Below are 23,929 nucleotides of genomic sequence, written 5' to 3'. Positions count from 1 at the left end.
GGGCTAAGACTGCGACAGCGCCGCGGGCGGTGACCACTCGAGGATCTCCAGGCTCGCGCCCTCGAGGTCCAGCCGCGCCGGCGCCCCGAAGGGCAGCGCCGCGTTGCGCTTGGGGGCGTGCCCGAAGGGCAGCCCGGTCAATACGGGGACACCCAAGCGCCCAAAGCGATCCTCGATGACCTCCTCGGCGCTCCAGCCCTTGCTGCCTCCATTTTCGGGCTCGACGCAGGCGTGCAGCTGCCCCACGGCGACGCCCGCGACCCCGCGCAGGGCTCCGCTCTCGAGCAGGTGGGTCAGGGCGCGATCGAGGCGATAGGGTCGCTCGCCGATCTCCTCGACGGCCACGATCGCGCCGCGCAGGTCCGGGAGCCACGGCGTCCCGATCAGCGTACGCAAGATCTCGAGGTTGGCCGGAAACAGGCGGCCCTCGACGCGCCCGGCCCCGAGGGTCGTGCACGGCTGGCCGTCCTCACCAGCCACCAACGGCTCGGGCAGCTCGCCCTCCAAGAGCGTCCACAGCCGCTCGAGGTCATCCGGCGGCAGCTCGCCGAGCTGACCCACGACCGGGCCGTGCACGCCCATGAGCCCGGCCTGGGTCCAGGCCCAACACAGCAGCGCGGTCACGTCGGAGAAGCCCACGAGCAGCTTGGGGCGCTCGCGCAGCGGGGCCGGGTCGAGGCGCCGGAGCAGGCGGGTCAGCCCGTAGCCCCCGCGCGCCGCCCAGACCACCCGGGCCTGCGCGTCGCGGAAGGCGGCGTCGAGGGTCGCCAGGCGGGTGGCGTCGTCGCCCGCGAAGTAGCCGGTGCGCGTGGCCAGGTTCGGGGCCTGGGTGGGCTCGCCGCAGCGCCTGCGGATGTGTGCGAGCCCACGCGCGAGGCGATCGGCCTTGACCGGCCCCGAGCCCGCGACGACGTGGATCGCGGCGCGGGCCTTCCCGAGTGCGTGGCTGTCAGATCCCTCGTGCGGGCGGGTAGCGTTGTCCTCGTCCGTCATGCGTCGGCGCCGAGCATAGCGCTGCCCTCGGCAGGACACAGCCTGTCCGCCCGCGTGGACAGCGCGAGTGCCCGCCCTTACCCTCGCCCTCTACTTCGCCTCCGCGTCGCCATGTTCAAGCGCATCGTCAAGAAGGTCTTTGGCACCAAGCACGACCGGCAGATCAAGAAGATCATGCCGCTGGTCCACCGCATCAACGATCTCGAGAAGACCCTCGAGCCCCTGTCCGAAGACCAGCTCAAGGCCAAGACCGGCGAGTTCAAGGAGCGCCTCGACAAGGGCGAGCCCCTCGACTCGCTGCTGCCCGAGGCCTACGCCGTGGTCCGCGAGGCCAGCCGGCGCGTGCTCGGCATGCGCCACTACGACGTCCAGATGATCGGCGGCATCGCCATGCACCGCGGCATGGTGCTCGAGATGCGCACCGGCGAGGGCAAGACGCTGACCGCGACCTCGGCCCTCTACCTCAACGCCCTGACCGGCCGCGGCGCCCACCTGATCACCGTCAACGACTACCTCGCCAGCCGCGACGCCGAGTGGATGGGCGAGATCTACAACTACCTGGGCCTCTCGGTCGGGACCATCGTCAACGGCATGTTCCACCGCGAGCGCCAAAAGGCCTACCGCGCGGACATCACCTACGGGACCAACAACGAGTTCGGCTTCGACTACCTGCGCGACAACATGAAGGAGACGATCGAGAAGTACGTGCAGCGGGAGCTGCACTACGCGATCGTCGACGAGGTCGACTCGATCCTGATCGACGAGGCCCGCACGCCGCTGATCATCTCGGGCGAGAGCGCCAAGCCGGCCGCGCTCTACAAGACCGTCGACAAGGCCATCCCCTCCCTGCGCCGCGACCTCGACTACGTCGTCGACGAGAAAGCCGGCACTGTCCAGCTGACCGACGCCGGCGTCGACCGGGTCGAGCGCCTGCTCGGCTGCGACAACCTCTACGCCCGCGAGAACGTCAGCCTCAAGCACCACGTCGACCAGGCCCTGCGCGCCCACGTGCTCTACAAGCGCGACGTCAAGTACCTCGTCGAGGGCGGCGAGATCGTCATCGTCGACGAGTTCACCGGCCGCAAGATGTCCGGCCGGCGGTGGAGCGACGGCCTGCACCAGGCCATCGAGGCCAAGGAGAACGTGCCGATCCAGCCCGAGTCCCAGACCCTGGCGACGATCACCTACCAGAACTACTTCCGCATGTACGAGAAGCTGGCGGGCATGACCGGCACCGCCGACACCGAGGCGGAGGAGTTCCACAAGATCTACAACCTCGAGTGCATCGTCGTCCCGACCAACCGCCCCATCGCCCGCGATGACATGGACGACGTGGTCTACAAGAACGAGAAGGGCAAGTTCCGGGCCGTCGTCGAGCAGATCCGCGAGTGCCACGAGCGCGGCCAGCCGGTGCTCGTGGGCACCACCTCCGTCGACAAGTCCCAGGTCATCCACGCCCTGCTCGACCGCGCGAAGATCCCCCACTCGGTGCTCAACGCCAAGCAGCACCAGCGCGAGGCCTACGTCGTCGCCCAGGCCGGCCGCAAGCACGCGGTCACCGTGGCCACCAACATGGCCGGCCGCGGCACCGACATCATCCTCGGCGGCAACCCGGAGATGATGGCCAAGGCCCACTTCGACCCCGAGGAGAACCCCGAGGAGTTCGCCAAGCTCCACGAGGGCCTCAAGGAGCAGTGCGCGGCCGAGAAGAAGGAGGTCCTCGCGCTCGGCGGCCTGTTCATCCTCGGGACCGAGCGCCACGAGAGCCGGCGCATCGACAACCAGCTCCGCGGCCGCGCCGGTCGCCAGGGCGACCCCGGCGGCTCGCGCTTCTTCCTGTCCCTCGAGGACGACCTCATGCGCATCTTCGGCGCCGACCGGATCACCGGGCTGATGGAGCGCCTGGGCATGGAGGAGGACGTGCCGATCGAGGCGCCGATGGTCAACAAGTCCATCGAGGGCGCGCAGGAGAAGGTCGAAGCCATGCACTTCGACACGCGCAAGAACCTGTTCGAGTACGACAACGTCATGAACGAGCAGCGCAAGGCGATCTACGCCCTGCGCCGGCAGATCCTCGAGGGCCGCTACCAGCCCGAGATCCTCGACGACGAGGCGCGCAAGGAGCAGCAGGCCAAGCTCCCGCCGCCCCCGGACAAGTCGGGCCCGCACACCGTCGCCTCCTTGCGCGAGACCATGCGCGAGCGGACCGTGGCGATCATCGACCACCACTGCCGCCGGCGCCTCGCCGACGCCGGCCTCGACCCCGACGTCAGCGAGCCCTTCCCGCCCGACGGCATCCTCGCCCACGACCTGACCCACGACCTCTACCGCCACTACGGCTCGCGCGTCGTCCTCGACGACGTCGCGACCGACCGGGCCAAGGTCATCGAGCGCAGCCTCGAGGTCATCGCCAGCTCGCTCATCCAGCAGCGCGAGCGCATCCACGACCTGTGCTACGAGCACGTCGAGCGCACCGTCACCGAGCTGTGCCCCGAGGACGTCCACCCCGACGAGTGGGACCTCGAGGGCGTCGAGGAGGAGATGAAGACGCGCTTTTACATCGCCGTCGACCTCAGCGACGTCGACGACGACATCAACGCCTTGGTCGACGACTGCTGGGGCCAGGTCGAGGCCTCGCTGCTCGAGCGCGAGCAGGAGTTCGGGCTCTACACCTTCCTCTACCAGATCCGCCGCATCTACCTGCGCGAGATCGACGAGCAGTGGATCGCCCACCTCAAGAACATCGAGGACCTGCGCGCCGGCATCGGCCTGCGCGGCTACGCGAACCGCGACCCCAAGAACACCTACAAGGTCGAGGGCTTCAAGCTGTTCCGCGACATGTGGGAGAGCATCTCGCAGACCGTCCTCGACGACGTGCTGCAGATGCGCCTGTCCGAGGAGGACCGGCGCCGGGCCGAGGAGGGCGCCGAGTACGAGTCGACGCTCACCAAGGCCTCCCGCCGGCGCGAGCGCGGTGCCGCGGCGCGGCGCTCGAGCGGCTCCCTCGACAAGCTCGACGCCGCGGCCAAGGCCGCCGTCGCCAAGCTCAAGGCCGGCAACATCGGCGGCCCGAGCCTCGACCCCGCCCAGGCTGCCAAGGCCGCCATGGCCCAGCGCGCCCGACTCCAGGCCCAGGCCGCCAAGGCCAACCAGGCCGCCGCGCCCTCCGTGCCCGTGCCGACCACGGACGAGACGATCTTGAAAGCGCAGGCCCAGGCCCTCGCCAACATGAAGAGCAGCAAGGGCAGCAAGAAGAAGTCCGGACGTCGCAAGCGGCGCAAGAAAGCCGAGACCGAAGAGGTCTGAGGCCTAGACCCGGCCCAACAAAGAGACCCGGACGCCTGCGCGCCCGGGTCTCTCGCGTTATCTCGTTGCCGCTCAACCCTCGTGAGCGGCCAGGTCCCGCTCGAAGGCCTCGGGCGGGACGACCACGTAGGTGTTCGCCCCCGGCAGCTTCCACTCGAGCTGCAGCGCGATCTGGTAGCGCGGCCCCTGGAAGTAGTCGACGCGGATGGCGTGGCTGCCCGCGTTGAGCTTGAGCACCTTGCTGGTCTTCGACGACGCGCCGTGGATGCCGTCGTTGTCGATGATCTGGTTGCCGTTGAGGTAGACGATCGAGCCGTCGTCGGAGGTCACGCGGAAGCGGTACTCGCCGGCCTCGGCGACGCGCAGCGTGCCCACGAAGCGGATCCCAAACCACTCGACGAGCTCCTTGCCGTCTTGGCCACGCCCGGGAAGCCGGCCCGGAAGTCGCGCGCGGGGACGTCGAGGTTGCCCACCGCGACCGAGGTGACCGGGGTGAGCGCGCTGAAGTCCGGGAGCTTCTTGGTGTTGGTGGGCAGCTGGTAGACGTTGCCGAGCAGGCCCTTGCCGCCGGGCACCGGCGTGACGAAGGGTCCGCCGGTCTCGACGATCACGATGCGGTGGCGGCACACGGTCTCGCCCACGGTCACGCTGAGCGTCCCGGACTTCGCCCCCTCGGGGACGGTGAAGACGATCGCGCCGCCCTCGACGGCGTCGGGGTGGAAGCCCGCGGCCCCCGGCACCTCGAGGGTGACGTCCTCGGGCCGCAGGCTCTTGGGCAGCTTGCCGATGTAGGACACCGTCGAGCCGGCCGTGGAGGTCTCGGGCACCAGGCGCATCGAGGCGCAGTCGAGCACCGGCCGGTCCGGGGGCAGGGGCTCGAGGGGCGGCTGGGGCGTCGGCGTGGGCTTGACCGGCGGCAGCGGGATGGTGTCGACGATCCCGTCGACCCAGTTGTTCGGGTCGACGCAGTCGGTGTTGTCCAGGCGCGTGCGCAGCATCGACGAGAACTCGACGAAGAGCTCGGCGAGCACCTCGCGGTCGCTGAGGCAGCCCTTGATCTGCAGCAGCTGGGCGATGACCCAGTTGCGCAGGCGCAGGTCGCCGTGGTCGATGCGCACGTTGAGGTTGTTCTCGATCTCGATGACCAGCGCCTGGATGCGGTTGATCTCGACGCGGAACACCTCGATGAACTGCTCGATGTTGATCTCGGTGATCTCGTTCTTGACCAGGACCGCGATCTCGTTGGAGATCTGGGTGATCACCTGCTTGATGATGGTGTCCTGGATCGTGAGCGAGAAGCTCTCGAGCTTGGTGATGATGATGGCCTCGAGGTCGGTCTGGATCAGCGTGACGATCTCGTCGCGGATCAGCAGCACCCGCTCCTCGACGCGCTTGTTGATGATCTCCGTGTAGCGCTCGTGGATCTGTTCGAGCACGGTGTTGGTGATCACCTCGCGCTGGGAGATGAGGATGGTCTGGGCCTCGCGGTGGACGACCTCGCGCACGATGTTGCGCATGATCCCGTCGATGCGCTCGTCGAAGTGCTTCGACCAGGCCTTGAAGGCGACGTCGAAGCGAGCCTCGAGGGCGACGTTGTAGGTCCGCATCATCAGCTCGAGGCGGGCGATCTGCATGCCCAGGACCTTGATCTGACGCGAGTAGTCCTTCAGCAGCCAGTGCTCGAGCTGATCCCAGTAGTGCGCCTCCTGGGCGGGCGTGTCCGTGTCCTTGACCTCGAAGGAGGTCTCGACCTTGGCGGACACCTCCTGCCACAGGGCGTCGAACTCGGCGCTCGACAGCCCGATCGACGCGGAGAAGCTCGCCTCGGCCTCGGCCCCGACACCGGCGGAAGCGGAAGCGGAGGCACCAGCGACAGCGCCGCCTTCGTTGTTGTTTTCGTTGTCACTCATCTGTCTCGTCCCCGTTTTGGGTTTCACTCACTCGTTCTCGAGCTGCGTCCGATGTGTATGCATTACGTGCTGCCCGAGCGGCCAATGCGAAGCACGGCACCGCGACGACGCGCGGCACCACCAAGCTGCGGGCACGGGCAGGTTCAGCCCTGCGCAGCCCACATCTGCATTCAACCTGCCCGAGCCATGCGCGGGGGTCAACTCATTTAATGGCGTGAATCGTAGCGCCTATCTCCAAGTCGCCACACCCTTTGGTCAGGTCCAAAACGCCCCACGATTGCATTCCAGAATCGAAACACTTTGTGCACCGACTCCTGGTTCGGGAGGCGCCCCCTCAGAGCGGGTTGCGGGTGTGGGAGTCGTAGGCCTACCGAGAAAGGCAGCCGCCCACGGGTTCAACGCCAGCTGAGTCCGTGGACGATGCTTTCGTGGATCATGGGTCCCGGCGCGGCCGGGGTGGGCGACTGCTACCGAGAAAGGCAGCCGCCCACGGGTTCAACGCCAGCTGAGTCCGTGGACGATGCTTTCGTGGATCATGGGTCCCGGCGCGGCCGGGGTGGGCGACTGCTAGGCGAGCGCGGTCGAGCGCCCCCCGTGGATGGTCTCGTGCAGCGAGTGGAAGAAGCAGTCTCCGCCGCCGGCCGTGGCGCTGGGGTGGAGGAGGCGGTCGGCCGCACCGCGGACCGGCGCCCGGACCAGCGGCGCGGCCGACAGCCCGACCTTGGTCTTCGCCGGGGTCCCCGCCTGATCAGACGTACTTGTTGAACTCGCTGGCGAGGGCAAGGGTGCTGTCCGAGTTCGACTGCAGGAAGTCCGAGACGAAGCGGCCGATGTGGCTGCCGCTGCGGTACTCGATCACGTAGGCGATGTCGCCGTTGGGCCGCTTGAAGACCGGCGCCGGCTTGTTGGCGTAGGTATGCAGGCGGTTGAGGCCGCGGTCCTTCTTGCGGATGCGATCGATGACCCGGTCGGGACTCAAGCGCACGCCCTGCTCGTAGCGGGTGAACTGCTCCGCGGCGTGCTTGACCATCGCGCTCGAGCCCTTGCCCTCGTTGATGCGCTGCTTGAGCGGGGTGATCCGCCCGAGGTAGCCGGCGATCATGAAGTCGTCGACCTGCTCGGGCGGCACGTTGACCAGGTCCTTGGGCGAGAGCGACTTGCTCGGCAAGCCCCTGCCCGGGCGGTAGCGCGCCGCCATGAACCGCTCCTTGGTCTTGGGCACCACGCGCTGGAGCTCCTTCGCGGTGTGCGTGGTCGTGACCTGGACCGGCTGCCCCGAGATCCCGGTGTTGCCCTTGAGCTCGCGGGCGATGTAGTCGCGCATGCTCTGCGGGACCTCGGGGCTCCACTGGAACTGGTCGAGCCAGGTCCCGTCGGCCTTCTTGTTGAGCAGCTGGGTGCGGACCTGGAGCAGCAGCCCGGGGATGTCGGCCTCGGCCTGGGGCGGGTTGATGACCAGCTCGATCTTCGCGGCGCTCTGGCTGAGGTGGTCGAGGTGCACCTCCACGGGCAGCACGGGGTGCTTCATGATCCCCTTGTGGCCCCGCGCCCCGGCGAAGCGGCGGAAGGCCGAGCTCGCCCCGCCGTAGCTGATCTTGGTCCCGTTGAGCTCCATCTCGACGCCGAAGCGTTGGACCTCGTTGGTCCGCGCATTGGCCTCGCTCATCTCTTGCCAGGTCAGGTTGTCGAGGACGTCGATCGCCTCCTGGGTCGTGTACTGCTCGAGGTCGTAGGGGGTCAGCTCCGTCCACCGGTCGAGGCGGCGGAGCAGCTTGGGCTGGTTGGCGAGGACGGTCCGTAGGTTGCGGTCCGTGACCCGGGGGACGTTCTGGCGGTAGACGTCCGCGAGGTTGATCATCCGGGTCCACTGCCCGTCGCGGACCTGCGCCGACACGCTGTTGAGCAGGATCTGGGCCTCCTCCTTGGTCACCCGATCCATGACGATCTCCACGAAGCGCTCGTAGGTCTCGGCCTGCTCGGCGGCGTCCATGAGCTCGGCGAAGGCCGTGTCCGCGGCGTCCTCGGCGATGCTGCGCAGGCCCCTGCGGTCCGCCGTGGTCGCGCCCAGGCGAGTCGGCTGATCGCCCACGGGGTGCTCGGCGTCGACGGACCCGACCACCGGCTGGAGCGCGGCCCGGAGCGCGAGCGCCTCGGCGTTGGCGAGCTCCAGGGCGAACTCGGCCTGCGCCTGGTCGATCGGCGGCTCGTTGGGGTTGTCCTCCGGCGGCGGGGTGACGACGATGGTCAGCGGCTGCGGCTGCACGGGCTGGGGCTGCACCAGCTGCAGCACCGGCGTGTTCGGGGGCGTGTTGGGGACGTCGAGGGTCGTCGCGCTCTGGCTCGTGTCCACGGTCAAGCTGTCCTTGCGCTTTTGCTTGCCAGCTCGTTTCTTGCCTTTGTTCGGGGGCATCTCAGGCTCCTGGGTCTTGCTGTGAGGTCCGCGCGTCGAGCACGGCTTGGGTCGCGTTCAGGGCTTGGCGACGGGTCTGCTCGGGCTTGGCGGTCTCGCCCGCGCGGGCGAGGAGGATCAGCTCGACGGCCTCGAGCGCCTGCTCGCGGGTGAGCTCCTCCCCCGCGACCACCCGCGCGCCGATGTCCGCGGCGGTGGTGAAGGCGGCCTCGAGCGCGACGGCGCGCTGGTTGGCCTCGGTGTCCTCGACGGCGGCGTTGGGCTGGGCCTCGCGGAAGGCGTCGCTCGCCGCCTGCTCGGCGAGCGCCCGCCGGGTCTGCTCATTGTCGGGAGCCCCAGGCTGGGACTCGGCCACGAACTTGGCGACCGCGGCCTCGGCCACGGCCCGCGCCTCTCGACGCGAGAGCTTGCCCGCCTCCGCAGGTCGGACGCCCGCGTCGACGGCCGCCTGGTGAGCCGCGGCCACGGCCTGCGCCCGCGCCGAGGCCTCGCTCGGGATCCCTCGACGACCGGAGGCGGCCGCCCGCGCGGCGGCCTGGGCATCGGCGCCGCCCGAGATCGCCACGGCCCGCCTCCGTCCCCGAGATTGACCCCGCGCCTGGGCCGCCCGCTTTCGCTTGCTGCGTGAGGCCATCGGCTCAGCCCCGCTTGGCCTTGTAGGTCATGACCAGGTTGACGTTGCGGAGCAGCCGCTTGTCGCCGGTCAGCACCAGGGTCAGCGTGGTCCCCGAGCTGCGCACGCGCAGCCCCGGGGTCTCGAGGCGCCCGCCGTCGACGAGGGCCAAGCTGCGGTCCCCGTTGATGGCGAACTGGGCCCGGCCGGTGCCGGCCCCGACCCGGTCATAGCGGGCGTAGATCGCCGTGATCGCCGAGCTCGTCATGTTGCGGAACTGCGCCCGCGAGAGCGTCAGCTCGAGGGTGTCCGAGTCGTTGGTCAGGAAGTCCTGCCACTGGTCGCCGAAGTCGAAGGCCATGTCGAAGTAGCGCAGGGCCTCGTGGGGCGTGAGCATGCCGCGGACCCGCTGGGCGAAGGCCTCGCCGCCTTGGGCCGCCGTGTACTTGACGTTGACGGTGACGTCGACGAGCTCCGCGAGGTCGACGTTGGCGGGCTGGCCGTTGAGCTCGAGGCGCCAGCTCGACACCGCGCCGGTGCCCTCGAAGGGCAGGTAGCGCTCGCTGTCATAGCGCAGCTCGAACATCCCGTTGTTGTCCTCGTAGGGGTCGTGGCGCGAGAGCACGACCTGCTGGCTGGCCTTCCAGTCGCTGCGGATCGTCGCCGGCGGCAGGTCCTTGGGCGCGAGCAGGAACTGCACGGCCTTCGGGTCCGGCTCCATCACGGTGCGGTCGGTGAGCTGGGTCAGCGTCGCGTTGAGGTAGATGTCTTCGCCCGCGTCGAAGGTCGCCGCCATGGTCTTGATCTGGCGGCGGTAGTGGCCGGGGAAGTCCTGGTCGTAGAAGGCCTCGTCGAGGTGGAACTCGCAGCTGCCGGTGTGCTTGAGCTGGAGGAAGGCCAGCGGGTCGAGGTCGAGGAGCGAGACGTCCCGCGACACCTCGAGGCGGCGCGCGTCGGTCTCGACGAAGGCCTGATCCATGCGGTCGAGGTCGAGGCTCAAGCGCGCCCCCGCGAGCAGGCCCTTGCGCTGGCTGTCCCAGTAGTGGCCCTGGACGAAGCTGGCCTCGCGCACGGGGCAGCCGCGCTCGAACTGGTAGGCCCGCTCGGCGCCCTTGGCCATGTCGAGGGCCAGGCGGTAGCCCTGGTAGACCAGGCTCGACAGCCCCGAGGCCATCCACATGTAGAGCTGCTCGTTGGAGAACTTGCTCGTGTAGTGCCTGGCGATGGCCTCGTTGTGCTCGAGCTCTTTGTCGAGCACGGCGATCTCGTGCTCGACGGACTGGATCTGCGCCTTGGCGCCTTCGATCTGCGCCTCGATCTGCGCGATGTCGATGACCGCCATGTCGCGCTGGAGCTTCCACTCGTCCTTCATGCGCTCGTGCTGGGCGACGATGCCGAGCACCTCGCCGGCGATGCTGAAGGCCTCGGCGAAGGACTCGGACACCCCGGCGATGCTGTCGAAGATCGCGTTGGCGTTGGTCCCACCGTGCTTGACGCCCGTGATGAAGGGGCCGACGAGCACGTCCGGCGCCGCCCCGCCCGCGGCCGCGGCGATGCGCGATCCGCCGGCGATCAGGTGGGCCACGCCGGCGGCGCTCATCAGCGCGAGCTGGGCGATCTCGTAGGGCGAGAAGTTGGTGCTGATCCACCCGCTGTAGGTGTCGCGGCGCTTCTCGGCCTGGCGCTTGGACTCCTCGAGGGAGGTCAGCGAGTGCTGGGCCTCCTCGAGCTGGGCCTGACGCACGCGCGCGGTCAGCCCCAGGATCTCGCCTTGCTGCTGGGTCTGGAGCTTGCTCAGCGCCTCCCCGTCCCGGCGCTCGAGCACCGAGAGCAGCTCACCGCCGAGCTGAGCGACCCCGTCGGCGAGGGCCCGCGCCTTGGTGATCAGGAAGCTGTAGCGGTAGTGGGGCGTGGGCGCGGACAGGGCCGCCTGGGCGCCCCCGAAGCCCCCGCCCGCGGCCGTCGCCAGGACCAGCGCCATGGGGTCGATGGCGGGCTGGAACAGCGGCAGGGGCACGCGCTGACCGAGGATGTCGAGGCAGTGCCGGATCTTGTACAGGCGGTCGCCGACCCGGTCCCAGTAGCCCAGGAAGCGCTCGTTCTCCGGGATGTAGAAGTAGGAGGTGTCGGCGACGGTGTCGTGGATCGTCGCCGCCCGGCTCAGGCGCAGCTCGGCCGGCGGCAGCATGTTCTCGAGGTAGAGCAGGAACTCGTAGTCGTCGCCGATGTCGACGAGCTCGCCGTAGCTGCGGTCGGGGCTGAGCACGCGCGTGGCCAGGTTCTCCGGCCGCGGACCGAGCAGGTCGTGGGCCAGGAGGTAGAGCATGCGCGCCTCTTGGATGCTCTCCATCGTGTACTGCGTGAACAGCAGGTCGCCCCAGTCGAGCAGGTTGTCGACGTAGTGCATCACGACGGACTTGCGGTAGGCCACCCGACGCAGGGCCGCGATCGCGTGGGGGTCGAAGGGGTCGTCGAGGTAGGCGGCCAGCTGGGCGCCGGACGAGGCCTGGGCGTCGTAGACCTTGATCAAGCGCTCGATGACCGCGGCCAGCTCGAGCAGCCCGACCTTGAGCTGCTGGAACTCGGCCACGAGCTTGGCGTCGGCGGCCCCGAAGCTCAGCGACGCGACCGCCCCGCGCAGCTGGTCGGCCTCGCTGTTGCGGCGCTGGAAGCCGACCAGGGTGTCGCGCTCTTGGCCGCTGAGATCGCGGTAGCCCAAGAAGGCGTCGCGCATGGGCCACAGCAGCTCGAACACCTCCTTGGCCTCCTTGCGCACCCCCGTGACCGCGACCCCGAGGCCCTCGAGCAGGGCGACGCGCTCGTCGACGGAGTCGCGCAGGCCCTGGATGTCGGCGGTCAGGAAGGGCAGGAAGGTCCAGTAGTCCCCGCGCGAGGTCGGGTCGAAGATCCGCTCGTACCAGGCCTTGGCCTCCTCGAAGCGCTGCGCCGTGTTCAGGGCCTGCGCGATCAGGAAGGGCGCGTGGAAGAAGGCCTCCCAGTAGTAGACCCCGTTGGCGCTCTCGAAGTCGAGGTGCGAGCTGACCGGCAGCGAGGCGATGCGGTCCCCGTAGACCTGGATGACCGTCGGGTTGTTGGCCCGCGCCGGGGAGTCCGGCCCGAGCTGCACGAAGGCCGGGGTCTCGTCGACGGACTGGGTGTCGAGGCTGAGCAGGCGATCGAGGCCGCCGGCGAACAGGGCCTGGTTGAGGGCCGCGGCCGTCGAGGTCGTCAGGCGGATCAGGTCGAAGCGCGCCGTTTGGATCTCGTAGGGCTCGGCCTCCTGATCGTCGTCGAGGACGTAGCGCGAGTACTCGTCGCCCTTGAACAGGTACAGGTGCGTCGCCGTGGTCAAGGCCGCGTCGATGCCCGACTTGTAGACCGCGTCGAGGTTGCCCCAGTTGCCGGCGATGGGCGCGTAGTCGAGGTCCTCGCCGGGCTCCTGGCCGTTGGCGATGCCGGCGTAGCGATCGCCCTGGAACAGGAAGCGGCGCCCGCCCAGGGTCATCGAGGCGTCGACGACCGCGCGGGTCTTGGGGTAGCCCTCGTCCATGGTGTCGCCCGCGCCCTTGGGCCCGAGGGTGTAGCGGGCCAGCTCGTCGCCCGCGCTCAGGTAGAGGCGGTCTCCGTCGAGCCAGGCCCCGTCGACCCCGTCCGTGAGGATGTTGGTCTCGACGGCGCCCCAGCGCGGGATCAGGGGTTCGGCCTGCGACCACGCCTGGCCGTGGCGGGGACGGCTCGCCCAGCTGCCCTCGTGAAAGGCCAGCCACTCGCCGTCGTCGGTCTCCGTGGCCGCGTCGACGCCGGTCCACTCCGGGAGCCCGTCGGGGTTGCCCGCCAGGGCCTTCGGGTAGCCCTCGTCGGGCGCGTCGAAGTCGCCCGAGTAGCGCACGTAGACGCCCCCGGAGATCAGGAAGATGTGGTCGCCGGTGCGCAGGGCCGCGTCGACGCGGTTGTTGACCGGGAAGGCCTCCGAGGACACGCCCCAGTCCGAGCTGACGTTGACCACCTGCGGCCAGATGCCGTTGAGTAGATCAGCGAGCGCCCGCTCGTCCAGGCCGTCGAGCCGGATGCTCACGTACTGGCTGCCGCTGAACAGGTAGGCCTCGCCGTCGAGGCCCGCGAACGCGGCGTGCACGTTGCGCTCGAGGGGGTAGATGGCGTCGGAGCCCTCGAGGTGCAGGGAGTGGTCGCGGAACCTGACGGTCCGACCGCCCACGGCCAAGAGCGCGCGGACGCTGGCGTCTTGCCCCCCGGCCTCGACCTCGGTGCCGCGCAGGGTGTAGACCGTGCGCCCGGCGTGGAGGGTCACGACGCCGTCGTGGCTGGTCGCCGCGTAGACCCGCGAGCGCTTGTAGCTCGACTTGTTGTTGGTGCAGCCGAGGTCTTCGAGCACCGCGTAGAGCGTCGACTCCTTGGGGTAGCCGGCGTCGAAGCTGTCGTAGGCGTCACCGGTGTAGCGCACGAACTCGCGCTGGCCGACGACGTAGGTGTGCTGGCCGCGGACGAAGGCTGCGGTCACCGGCGGGTCGCCGTCGTCGGGGAACACGCTGACGGTGTCCACCCCGAACTTGGCGCGCAGCGAGAAGGTGCTCCCGAGGTGCTCGCTGTCCGTATAGACGCCGTCACCGAAGAAGTAGGTCTTCCCGTCGCGGTGCTCCACGGCCGCGTGGAGCCGCGACCACTGGGGCAGCTCGTCCGCGTTGCCTGTGAGCGAGAGCGGCCCGCCGCGCTCGGCCAGGTCCTTGCCGCTGCGGTAGCGCAGGTACTCGTCGTTGCGGAACACCAGCAGCTCGTCGCGCCCGCGCCGGCTGAGCACGGCGTCGACCCGGTTGTCGCGGATCACCGCCGTCGACACCTTGCCCCACTTCTCCCTCACGGCCGCCTCGGCGAGCTGGCCCTGGACGCTCTGGGCGTAGCGCCCCGCCGCCTTGTTGAAGAACAGCTGGCCCTCGACGGGCAGCTCGACGGCCGCGTCGACGCGCTCCCACTCGGGGAAGTCGTCCTCGTTGCCGGCGAGCGGCCGCGGCAGGTTGTCGGGGCCGAGGGCCGACTCGGCCGGCTTGCACAGGAAGCTGCCGCCCTTGTGGTCGAAGCTGAACCACGGGCCGTCCGTGGACTGGTCGTAGGTGTTGAGCGGGACCACGTTGCCGACGGCGTGGATCTCGGTGGCGTCGGCCTGGGAGAACAGCGAGGTCAGGAACTCCTCGCGCAGCTCGGGGACCGGCCGGTCTCCGACCTCGCGGGTCACCAAGTCGTCAGACAAGGAGTAGAAGCGCGAGCTCCCCTGGTCGCCCGCGCGGTACTTGGCGCCGACGATGATGTTCTCGTGCACGCTGTCGCCAAAGCGCTCGGCGTTCTCGACGTAGAGCTTGTCGATGACGATGTGTTTGCGGTCTTCGATGCTCGTGTTGAGCAGCTGGGGCTGCACCCACTCCTCGTTGAGGTTGTAGAAGGAGTAGTGGAGCTGGAGCTCGTAGGCCAGGTCGGCGGAGTTGGTCACCTCCTGGCCGCCCTCGACGTTGTTGACCTCGACCACGGACGAGGCCGAGCCCGAGGACTTGGCCTCGACCACCGCCCAGAACACGAAGGTCCGGCCGAAGGCGTAGACGGGGTAGACCCGGTCGGCGTTGATCTCGATGCCGACCGCGCGCCACGGCTGCCAGACCACGGAGTTGCTCTGGCCGCGGTTGAAGGCCGCGCTGCGGTAGTAGTAGCGCCGCGGGTTGGTGCGCGTGTGCCCGAACAGCAGCAGCTCCTTGTCGTAGGGGCTGTCGGGGTCGTCGTAGACGTAGCCGCCGGCGATGTTCAGCCGCGAGACCTCGGTGTACTCGTCGAGGTAGCGCTTGTAGACCTTGGTCGCGAGGGTGTCGTTGAGCTCGCCCTGGAGCAGCTCGTCCTCGAGGGTCTCGAAGGCCGGGGTCTTGGAGTCGCGCAGCTCGGGGCGGACGAAGTCCTCGGGGTAGAGGAAGACCTTGCGGTTCGCCTCCCACACCCGATAGTTCTTCATCCACGCCCAGCGCTGGCGCAGCTGCTCGCGGACCACCCCGTCGAGCTCGCCGCGCGGATCGAGGATCTCGAGGTTGACGAAGTAGCGGTGGAAGTAGAGCTGGAGCGCGGCCGCGGCCTCCTTGACCCGGGAGGTCTCGGCGCAGCTGCTCATGGCCACGTCGATGAGCAGGTAGTCGCTCAGCTCGCGCCAGTTCGCCAGCGTCGACGTGTGCGCGACGACGTGGGCCGCGAGCGCGTCTCGGCATAGCGTCGCGAGCTCGTCGCGGAGCTGGCGCTGGAGCACGTCGAAGCTCGAGCCCGGGTTGAGCACGGCCAAAGAGCGCAGCAGCGCGTCGCCGATCGCGAGCTCGTCGCGCTGCCCCGCCTCGGCCGCCTCGCCGTAGGCTGGGGTCCACGCGCTCTCGAACAGCTCGCTGGGGTAGGTGCCCAGGCGCGCGCACTCGCGCAAGGTGGCCGCGATGCGCAGCAGCAGCTCGAGCTGGAAGGCCGCCTCGGGCGAGGCCGGGAAGCTGCGGCGCAAGAAGGCGTCGCGGCGCTTGAGCCAGCGAAGGTCGTCGATGGCCCAGTCGAACAGCTCGGCGAGCAGCAGGTAGGGCTCCTCGTTGTCGCCGTGGCTCGCGCGCAAGAAGGCGATCAGCTGCTGGCGATCGCTGGCCTCGGCGAGCAGCCGGCGCAGGCCGTCGAGGATGTGCAGGTCGCGGAGCTGGATGGCGTTCCACGAGCCCCAGCGGGTCACGAAGGGCTCGGCGCCGAGCGGGCTGATGCGCCGGTGTTCCGGGCGCTCGAAGCGGACGTAGCGATCCCCGCGGGCGAGGTAGCTGCGCCCGTCCATGGCGAAGGCCCCGGTGAGCCCGGCCTCGAAGTCCGGCGGCAGGTCGCCCCAGTCGTCCCGGATGCTGCGCGGGTAGCCGGGGTCGACGAGCTCGGCCGTGGACTCGGAGTAGCGCGCGAAGTGGCTGCCCTTGAACACGTAGAGCGCCCCGTCGCCGGCCACGAAGGCCGCGTCGAGGGCCACGTTGGCGGCCCCGGGCGTGTCCTCGCCGCCGACCCCATCGCCCGCGCCGAAGGGGTTGTGGACCCGGCCCCAGCGCGCCGTCACGCTGCCCTGCTCGAAGGCCAGCTTGCCCTGACCGTCGAGCCCCGCGCTCAGGTGCCGCTCGCCCTTGAACAGGTGCAGGCGCCCGTCCGAGCCCAGGAAGGCCGCGTCGATGTCGTAGCGGAAGGGATCGGGGAGGTGCCCCCCGCTGAGCCCGGGCACGCCGAACAGATCCTGGCCGAGCTGCTCGAGCGGCCGGGGGTAGCCGGAGTCGACGTGCTCGCGGCTCAGCTCGGTGTAGCGCACGTACTGATCGCCGCGGACCAGGTAGCTCAGGCCCGCGCCGTCGACGAAGGCCGCGTCGACGGACACGCCCGCCTCGGCCTCGGCGTCAGCTTCAGCCGCGTCGAAGGTGTTGCGCAGGCGCCCGAGGGCTCCGAGCGCACGGCTGCGCGCGAGCTCGAGGGAGGCCGAGTGCAGGCGCGAGCCGAGCATCAGGTGCACCGTGGGCCCGGTCCCGACCACGGCCGAGACGCCCGAGAGCTCGCCGCCGAGGCGCTCGAGCTCGGCCTCGAGGCTCTCCGGGAAGGCGGCGAAGGCCGCCTCCTTGCGCAGCTCCCCGGCGATGCGCTTGGGGTAGCCCGCGTCGACCCGGCGGTAGTCGGCGCTCGAGTAGCGCACGTACTGCTCGCCGGAGAACAAGAAGGTGTGCTCGCCGAGGACCACCGCGGCGTCGACCCGGGCCCGGGTCGCGATGCGGTTGTCGACGATGCCCCAGCGCCCCTCGATGAGCTCGACGCCGCTGACCAGGGCCTTCGCGCTGGCGTCGTAGGCCACGCACGCGCCCTCGCCGAACACCCAGGTCCAGCCGTTGGGGGCGCGGAAGGCCGCGCGCACGCCCTCGAGGTCGGGGTGCCGCTCGGGCAGCCCGCGCCACAGCAGCTCGATGGCCCGCGGCTGGGACCAGCGCCCGGACTCGGCCTCGTAGTGCACGAACTCCCGGCCGCGCACGAGCACGCGGTCGGCCTGCTCGTCGACGAGCACGGCGTCGACGCGGTCGAAGCCCTGGGCGACGATCTGCGCGGGGATGCCCCAGTAGTCGAAGCTCGCCTGGCTCGGCCCCTCGGCGGGCTCGCCCTCGTAGTCCTCGCCCTCGAACACGACGTAGCGGAACGAGCCGTCGTCCCCGGGCGCCTCGCACAGCACCGTGCGCTCGCCGTCGACGTAGGCGTGGCGGACGTTGCTCAGCCCCCAGCGCTCGCTGATCGACTCGGGCAGGCCGTCGATGAAGCCCGGCGCGGCCCCGCTCAGGGCCTCGGCCTCGTAGCGCACGAAGTGCGCCCCGCTGAACAGGTAGACCTTGCCGTCGCGCCCGGTGAACGCCGCGTCGACCCGGCCCTCGTCGAACAGGGGGTTCTCCGCCCGGCCCCAGGCCTCGGCGCCCAGCACCGCGCGGCGCATGTCGAGGTCGTGGCATTCGGGCCCCTTGAACACGTAGGTGTTGCCGTCGCGCCCGTGCAAGATCGCGTCGACTTCGGTCTGGAAGGCGGCCGGGACCCGCCGCAAGGAGCGGGGCGCGGACAGGAACAGGCGGCGGTCGGCGGACTCGGGGTCCGAGAGCTGGCGCCAGCCCGCGAGGGTCTCGACGTAGACCGAGCCCTCCTCGACCACCGCCGCGCGCAGGCCCAGGGCCTCCGCGTCGAGGGCGTAGGCGCCGTGGTGCTCGACGGACGCGACGTGGATCTGGCCGCGCTCGACCAGGTAGACGTTGCGCGCGTCGGCGAAGGCCGCGTCCACGGATCCGCAGGCCCGCGCCGGGAGGTTGACGAAGCGCGGCTCGAGGTGGAGCGCGGACTTGATCTGCTTGGGGTAGCCCTCGTCGACGTCGCCCTCGGTCGAGCCCGTGTAGCGGTAGAACTGGTCGCCGCTGAACAGGTAGGTGTGCTCGACCTCGACCTCGACCGCCTCGCCCTCGGCGTCGGTCTGGGTCACCATCGAGCGCAGCACCAAGGCCGCGTCGACCCGGCTGGTGCGTTGGATGGTGTTGCGCACCCGGCCCCACACCGACTTGACCGTGCGCGGGTAGCCCTCGTCGACGATGTTGTAGTCGGGGTCCGAGTAGCGCACGAACTGCGGATCCGGGGCCGCCGTCGAGAACAGGTAGCTGCGCCCGTCCTTGCCGGTGAAGCCCGCGGACACCCGCTCGAAGGGCAGGCTGTTCCAGCGCTCGGAGATCGGCGTGGGCTCGGACCACCAGCGGTGGTTGTGGTCGAAGCGCACGTAGACCCCGGCGCCGAACAGGTAGACGCTGCCGTCGGTGCCGACGAACACGGCGTCGGGGCGGTCGAAGCCGGCCTCGATCAGCGCCGCGGGCAGGTTCCACCAGTTGTCGTCGGTGGGCTTGGGGAAGCCCTCGTCGGCGACGCTGTAGTCCCGGGTCGAAAAGCGCAGGTAGATCGACCGCTCGCCCTGGCGCCCGAACAGGTAGGTCTTGCCGTCGAGCACGAAGGCCGCGTCGACGGACTCGAGCCCGCCCCAGTCCGGGGCGATGCGCCGGGGGTAGCCCTCGTCGACGAGGCGGTAGTCGGCGCTCGAGTAGCGGCAGTACTGGTCGCCGCTGAACAGGTAGACCTTGCCGTCGAGGCCGGCGAAGGCCGCCTCGACCTCGCCGCTCGTTTGCAGCTCGTTGCCGACCCGGCCCCAGCGCTCGTAGATCGGCCGCGGCTCGATCACCGGGCGGTCCGCGGCCATGGACACGAACTCGCGCCCGCGAAACAGCATGATCTGCCCGTCCCACATGCGCGCGGCCGCGTCGACGCCGTCGTGGAAGGCGGCCGGGAGCCCGGGCAAGAGCTCGGGCAGCGTGGTCGGGTAGCCCTCGGTCGCGAGCACGCCCTGGTTCTCGAGGTTGTCGCGGTAGGCGAGGACCTGATCGCCGAGGAACAGGCACAGCTGGCCCTCGTGGCGGAGCGCGGCGTCGAGGCGGCCGAGGCCCTCGAAGTCGTTGTCGACCACGCCAAAGCGCCCGGCGATGGCCCGCTCGAGCTCGGGCTCCTCGGAGCTGAAGTAGTGCTCGCCGGCGAACAGGTAGGTCACGCCGTCGGGGGTCTCGAGGGCCGCGTCGACGCGCTCGGCGAGGTCCTCGGAGCCCTCGGAGTCCTCGGAGCCTACCCGGCTCCCGCCGTAGCTGACGTCGCCCAGCTCGGGCAGCCACTGCGCCAGCGGCAGGGGGCAGCCCTCGTCGACGAACGCGTAGGCCCCGGTGTAGCGCAGGAACTCCTCGCGGGTCAGCAGGTAGGTCCGCCCGTCGCGGGTGACCAAGCTGGCGGCGACCCGGGTCAGGCCCTCGAAGGTATTGGCCGACTCGCCGAAGCGGCGCTCGACGGAGACCCAGCGCTCGCTGTCGACGGCGCGCTCGAGGTAGAGGGCGTCGGCGAGGATCCAGCGCGAGCCCGCGCTGTCGACGAAGGCCGCGTCGACGGACTCGACCCCAGCCAGGGCGCTCGTCAGCTCGCTCAGGGCCTCGCCTTCCTCGTCGCCGAGCGCCCCGGTCGCGGCGTCGTAGCGCCAAAAGCGAGCGCCGCTGAACAGCAGGATCTCGTCGCCGTCCTCGAGCAGCGCGTCGATGACCTCGACCCCCGCGGGCAGGGCGAGGCGCTCGGGGAACTTCTCGACCAGGTGCTGCTCGTCGAGGGCGATCTGGCTCAGGTCGTGGTCAAAGCCGAGCTGGCGGACCAGCGCGGCGAGCTGACCCAGGCGGGTGAGGCCGAGCTGGAAGGCCGGAGCCGAGGGCACCGCGCGCAGCACCCCGAGGGCGTCGACCTCGTCGAGCACCCTGGCCAGGAAGGTCGCGCTCGGGTGGGCGTCGTTGGACTGGCTGCGCACGAGCAGCAGCTCGGCGACGGCCACGTCGAGCTCGAGCAGCTCGGCGAGGGCGTCGAGCACCAGCTGGCGCTGGCGATCGGCGAGCCGCGCGAGCTCGGCCTCGACGGAGTCGAGCACCTCCGCCGTGGCCTTGGCGACCTCGTGGATGGCGAAGAAGATGTCGCGCTCGTAGTCCTCGAAGGCCTCGACGCGGAAGCTCAGGGCGTTGTCGACGGCCAGGTAGTCGTCGAGGGTGTCGAGGCTCAGCTCGCCGTCGGCGAGCAGCAGCTCGTCCTCGGCGAGGACCTCGAGCAGCTCCGCGGACTCCTCGGCGGAGAAGGTCAGCTCGGCCAGCGAGGCGGGGCTGAGCCGGTAGCGCGCGGCGGCCTCTTCGATGCTGACCACGCGCGCGCGGGCGCGGACGAGCTCGTCGGCGAGGAGGAAGGTCGAGGGCGCGTCCTCGCCCGCCTCACCCGCTTCGACCTGGGCGTAGGCCTCCTCCGCCGCGATCGCGTCGCCGAGGGGCTCGAGGCTGTCGGCGGTGAACACCAGGAACTGGCGCCGCAGCCCCTCGATGGCGGCCTGCAGCGCCCCCAGGATCGCGCGCCGGTGCGGGTAGAACTGCACGGCCAGGTCGAAGTCCTCGATGGCCATGGCCGCCAGGGCGAGCTTGTCGACGACCACGCCGTGGGCGTCGATGTGGCCGTTGAAGCGCAGGTTCTCGACGAGCTGGGTCTTCTCCTCGGCGCTCAGCGGCAGCGCTGGCCACATCGCCTCGTCGACGCTGAGCGGGGCCGCCTGGAAGTCCTCGACGGCCGCGCGCAGGTAGGCGTGGACCTGGGCCGCGTGGCGCTCGAGGGGGCTGTTGACCGCGGCCTCGCTCAGCGAGCCGGCGTCGACCAGGGCCGCGGCGTCGCGGACCAGCTCGTCGGCGTCGACGAGGCCGTTGAACTGCAAGTTGGCGTGGAGCTCGACGACCGCCTCGCTCGACAGCGCGAGGGCGCCGAGGTCCGAGGGGTAGAGCGAGAGCTCGACCTCGGCCTTGGGCACGCCCTGGGCCGCGTAGGCCTCCTGGAACAGGGCCGCGATCAACTCGAACAGCGGGCCGCGCTGCTCGTCGAAGTCCGTGCTCAGCCGGAAGTCCTCGGCCGCCTCGCTCAGCGTCGACTCGGCCAGCGCCCCCGTCGGAGTGAGCAGGCCGCGGTGGACCAGGTGCGCGTGGACCTGGGCGGCCACCCGCGCGCCCACGCCCAGCCCCAGGAAGTCCTCGGGGCTGCGCTCGTCGAGGGCGTCGAGGGCCGCCTTGGTCGCCGCGCGGACGCCCTGGGCCTCGACCGTCAGCAGCTCCGGGCGCCCCGGCCAGGTCAGCCCGCGCTCCGGCTCGCTGACGCCGTCGAACACCAAGCGCGCGGTCCGAGGGTCGAGGACCCTGGCGAGGGTCTGGGCGCTCGCGGCCTGCTCGGAGAAGCTGTGCTGGAGGCCGTCGAGCAGCACCCGCAGCTGCTCCTCGGCGGCCTCGTCCCGGGTCGGCCCGAGGGTCAGGACGCGCAGCGTCGCGGTGCTCAGCTGGGCCGCTCGGAGCCACCTGGCGATGGCCACGATCGCCTGCACGAGCCACGCCCGGGTCTCGATCGCCGCGTCGTCGGCCCCGGCCTCGAGGGCCCCGTGGGCGTCGAAGCCGGCCGTGCTCGTCGGCGCCGAGGCGTCCCCGGGGATCAGCAGCGCGTAGACGTCGGAGCTGCGCGCGCTCGGGTCGAGCTCGAGGATGTCGAGGATGTCGAGGAGCTCGCTGACGTCGAGGTCGAGGGCGTTGGCCAGGGTCGCGACCCGAAACAGCAGGGACAGGCCCTGGGCGTCGGGGCTCGTCGCCAGGCTCGTGCTCGCGTCGCGGGCCTGGGCGTGGGCCCGGAAGCGCTCGACGATGGTCGTGACCGCGGCCTCGCTCAGGGACAGGGCCCGGCGCAGGTGCAGGCGGTAGGCCTTGTTGTCGAGGCTGAGCAGATCGCCCGAGGCCGAGAGCACCTCGAAGTCCGCGAGCGGCTCGGCGACGTAGCCCCCGGGCGAGGCCACGTAGCGCTCCGCGAGCTGGGCGTGGCGGCCGTTGAACACCCGGTTGAAGGGGTCGCGCAGCGAGCTGAGCTCGAGGCCGTCGCCGATGCCCAGGGTGTCGACGGGCGCCAGCAGGGCGCAGGCCAGGTCGATGTCGATGTCCAGGGCGTCGCGCAGCTCGACGATCACCGCCAGGCGGCGCAGGCCCGCGGCGTCGATGCGGTTGCCGGCGCAGGTCCGCAGCGCCCGCTCGAGGCTGACCAGGGAGATCCCGGTCCAGCGCGCCAGGCGAATCAGCCGGTTGGCGCGGTCGAACCAGCTCAGCGAGGGGGCCGACTCGCCGTCGGCCGCGACGATCGTGCGCTCGTCGGCGTCGAGGCGCGCGGCCCCAGCTCCGGCGTTGGGGAACAGGGCCGAGGCCTGGCCGCGCTCGACGTGGCCGCCGCTGTCCCGGGCCGACTGGCTCAGCTCGCCGTAGAGCAGCTCGCGCAGCTGGGCGCCGCTGAGCTCCGTCGCCGTCAGGAAGCGCTCGACCACGCGCAGGGCGTCGAAGCCCTCGCCCTCGCCGAGGCCATAGCGGGCGCGCAGGCCCGCCGCGTCGCTGACCGGCGCGGTGACCATGGCGTAGGCGCCCTCGGACAGGCCGAGGCGCTCGCGAGCGGTCAGGTCCTGGTCGATGGCCCCGCGCTCGAACAGGCGCTGGAAGTCCGCGGGCTTCAGCTTGGACAAGCCCAGCAGCTTCTTCAGGCGCTCGTGGCCGCGGTCGAAGGGCATGGCGATCGGCGCCTCGGCCTCGCGCAGGACCGCGTAGGCGTCCTCGCGCTCGAGCCCGGCCGCGGCCGCCAGGCTGAGCACGTGGCGCTCGAGCAGCTCGTTGACGATGCTCAGGTGGGGGGCGACGGTGAAGGTGTTGTCGCCGTTGAGGTCCAGGGCGCGCACGTCGGGGCGGCGCGCGAAGAAGTCCTCGTCGGTGAAGCTGTCCTCCATGAGCTGGAGGAGGTCGGCGAGGTAGGCCGCCGGCGAGAACACGGTCCGGCCGGCGTCGCTGGTCTCGAGGTCGAGGGCGCCGAAGAGCTCTCGATAGCTGGGGATGTCTTTGTTGATCGCCATGTCGCTTGCTTCCCTTCGCGGCTGACTCAGCCTTCGCCGTGGCCCTGCACCGTGGTCGCGCCTCGGGTGTGCGCTTCGAGGCCCTGGCGGGCGCGCACGTAGGCCAGCACCAGCGCGCTGCGCCGGGCCTTGGCCGCGCCGTGGATCGCCGCCGCGCGCTCGAGGTCCCCACCAAACAGGTCGACGAAGTCAGCCTGGAAGCGGCGCAGGGGCATGGCCGCGACGTGGATCGCCGAGCCCACGCCCCGCTCGAGCAGGCCGAACACCAGCTCGCGCTGCCCCTCGCCGACGAGCCGCTCGACTCGCTGATAGGCGCGGAGCATGTCGATCAAGCCCTCGCCCGCGTCGGCGAAGCGCTCGAGCAAGGCCGAGCCCTCCGACAGATCCGCGCCGGCCTCGCTCAGGTTCAGGTCGGGGTTGGCCGCGAACGCGGCCTCGAGGTCAACGAGCAATGCGGAACGATCAGCGGCGGGCTTCGACACGAGACTTCTCCATGCGCAGGTCGTCGACGCGCCACAATGGGCGGCCGACGGACGGGCGCATAGCAGGGCACAGGTGCCCAAAGAGTGTCAACCGAGCTCTTTGCTGCACACCCAGCCCACCCCCCTGGCCTGGCCCAGTGCCCTCGG

At 70.5% G+C, this 23,929-nt stretch carries 9 protein-coding genes; 1 reads left to right on the top strand and 8 read right to left on the bottom strand.

The genetic code is table 11. The annotated features are described in order from the left end of the window. Nucleotides 1–3: 3 nt before the first annotated feature. A complete protein-coding gene (locus tag PPSIR1_RS09010; RefSeq protein WP_006970720.1) occupies nucleotides 4–993 on the bottom strand; it encodes a S66 peptidase family protein in 990 nt (329 codons plus the stop codon). A 111-nt stretch (nucleotides 994–1,104) separates the two neighbouring features. On the opposite strand from PPSIR1_RS09010, the gene secA reads away from it, so the two are divergent. Beyond that, complete coding sequence (gene secA, locus PPSIR1_RS42250; RefSeq protein WP_006970719.1) at nucleotides 1,105–4,299, top strand: preprotein translocase subunit SecA; 3,195 nt, start codon at nucleotides 1,105–1,107, stop codon at nucleotides 4,297–4,299. Between the two features lie 72 nt (nucleotides 4,300–4,371). Here the strand turns inward: secA and PPSIR1_RS47580 are convergent, their stop codons facing one another. From PPSIR1_RS47580 to PPSIR1_RS08975, 7 genes are all read right to left on the bottom strand, one after another. Next, complete coding sequence (locus PPSIR1_RS47580) at nucleotides 4,372–4,674, bottom strand: PA14 domain-containing protein (protein ID WP_006970718.1); 303 nt, start codon at nucleotides 4,672–4,674, stop codon at nucleotides 4,372–4,374. Continuing rightward, complete coding sequence (locus tag PPSIR1_RS08995; protein WP_006970717.1) at nucleotides 4,626–6,209, bottom strand: hypothetical protein; 1,584 nt, start codon at nucleotides 6,207–6,209, stop codon at nucleotides 4,626–4,628. Before PPSIR1_RS08995 ends, PPSIR1_RS47580 begins: the two co-directional genes overlap by 49 nt. A gap of 567 nt (nucleotides 6,210–6,776) precedes the next feature. Next, nucleotides 6,777–6,992 (bottom strand): hypothetical protein, encoded by a 216-nt coding sequence (locus PPSIR1_RS47575; RefSeq protein WP_157595353.1) that lies wholly within the window; start codon nucleotides 6,990–6,992, stop codon nucleotides 6,777–6,779. Continuing rightward, nucleotides 6,958–8,619, bottom strand: coding sequence for a hypothetical protein (locus tag PPSIR1_RS08990; protein ID WP_006970716.1), 1,662 nt, complete (start codon nucleotides 8,617–8,619; stop codon nucleotides 6,958–6,960). The genes PPSIR1_RS47575 and PPSIR1_RS08990 overlap by 35 nt, the downstream gene beginning before the upstream one ends. A gap of 1 nt (nucleotide 8,620) precedes the next feature. Further along, nucleotides 8,621–9,184 (bottom strand): DUF2150 family protein, encoded by a 564-nt coding sequence (locus tag PPSIR1_RS08985; RefSeq protein WP_006970715.1) that lies wholly within the window; start codon nucleotides 9,182–9,184, stop codon nucleotides 8,621–8,623. A gap of 73 nt (nucleotides 9,185–9,257) precedes the next feature. Further along, nucleotides 9,258–23,330, bottom strand: coding sequence for a Tc toxin subunit A-related protein (locus PPSIR1_RS08980; protein ID WP_338047283.1), 14,073 nt, complete (start codon nucleotides 23,328–23,330; stop codon nucleotides 9,258–9,260). After that, on the bottom strand, nucleotides 23,327–23,752 hold the full coding sequence (locus tag PPSIR1_RS08975) for a hypothetical protein (RefSeq protein ID WP_006970713.1): 426 nt from the start codon (nucleotides 23,750–23,752) through the stop codon (nucleotides 23,327–23,329). The genes PPSIR1_RS08980 and PPSIR1_RS08975 overlap by 4 nt, the downstream gene beginning before the upstream one ends. Nucleotides 23,753–23,929: the final 177 nt, after the last annotated feature.

Origin of the sequence: Plesiocystis pacifica SIR-1, assembly GCF_000170895.1 — a bacterium.
GTDB lineage: Bacteria > Myxococcota_A > Polyangia > Nannocystales > Nannocystaceae > Plesiocystis > Plesiocystis pacifica.
This window is presented reverse-complemented; position numbering and strand designations above follow the sequence as displayed.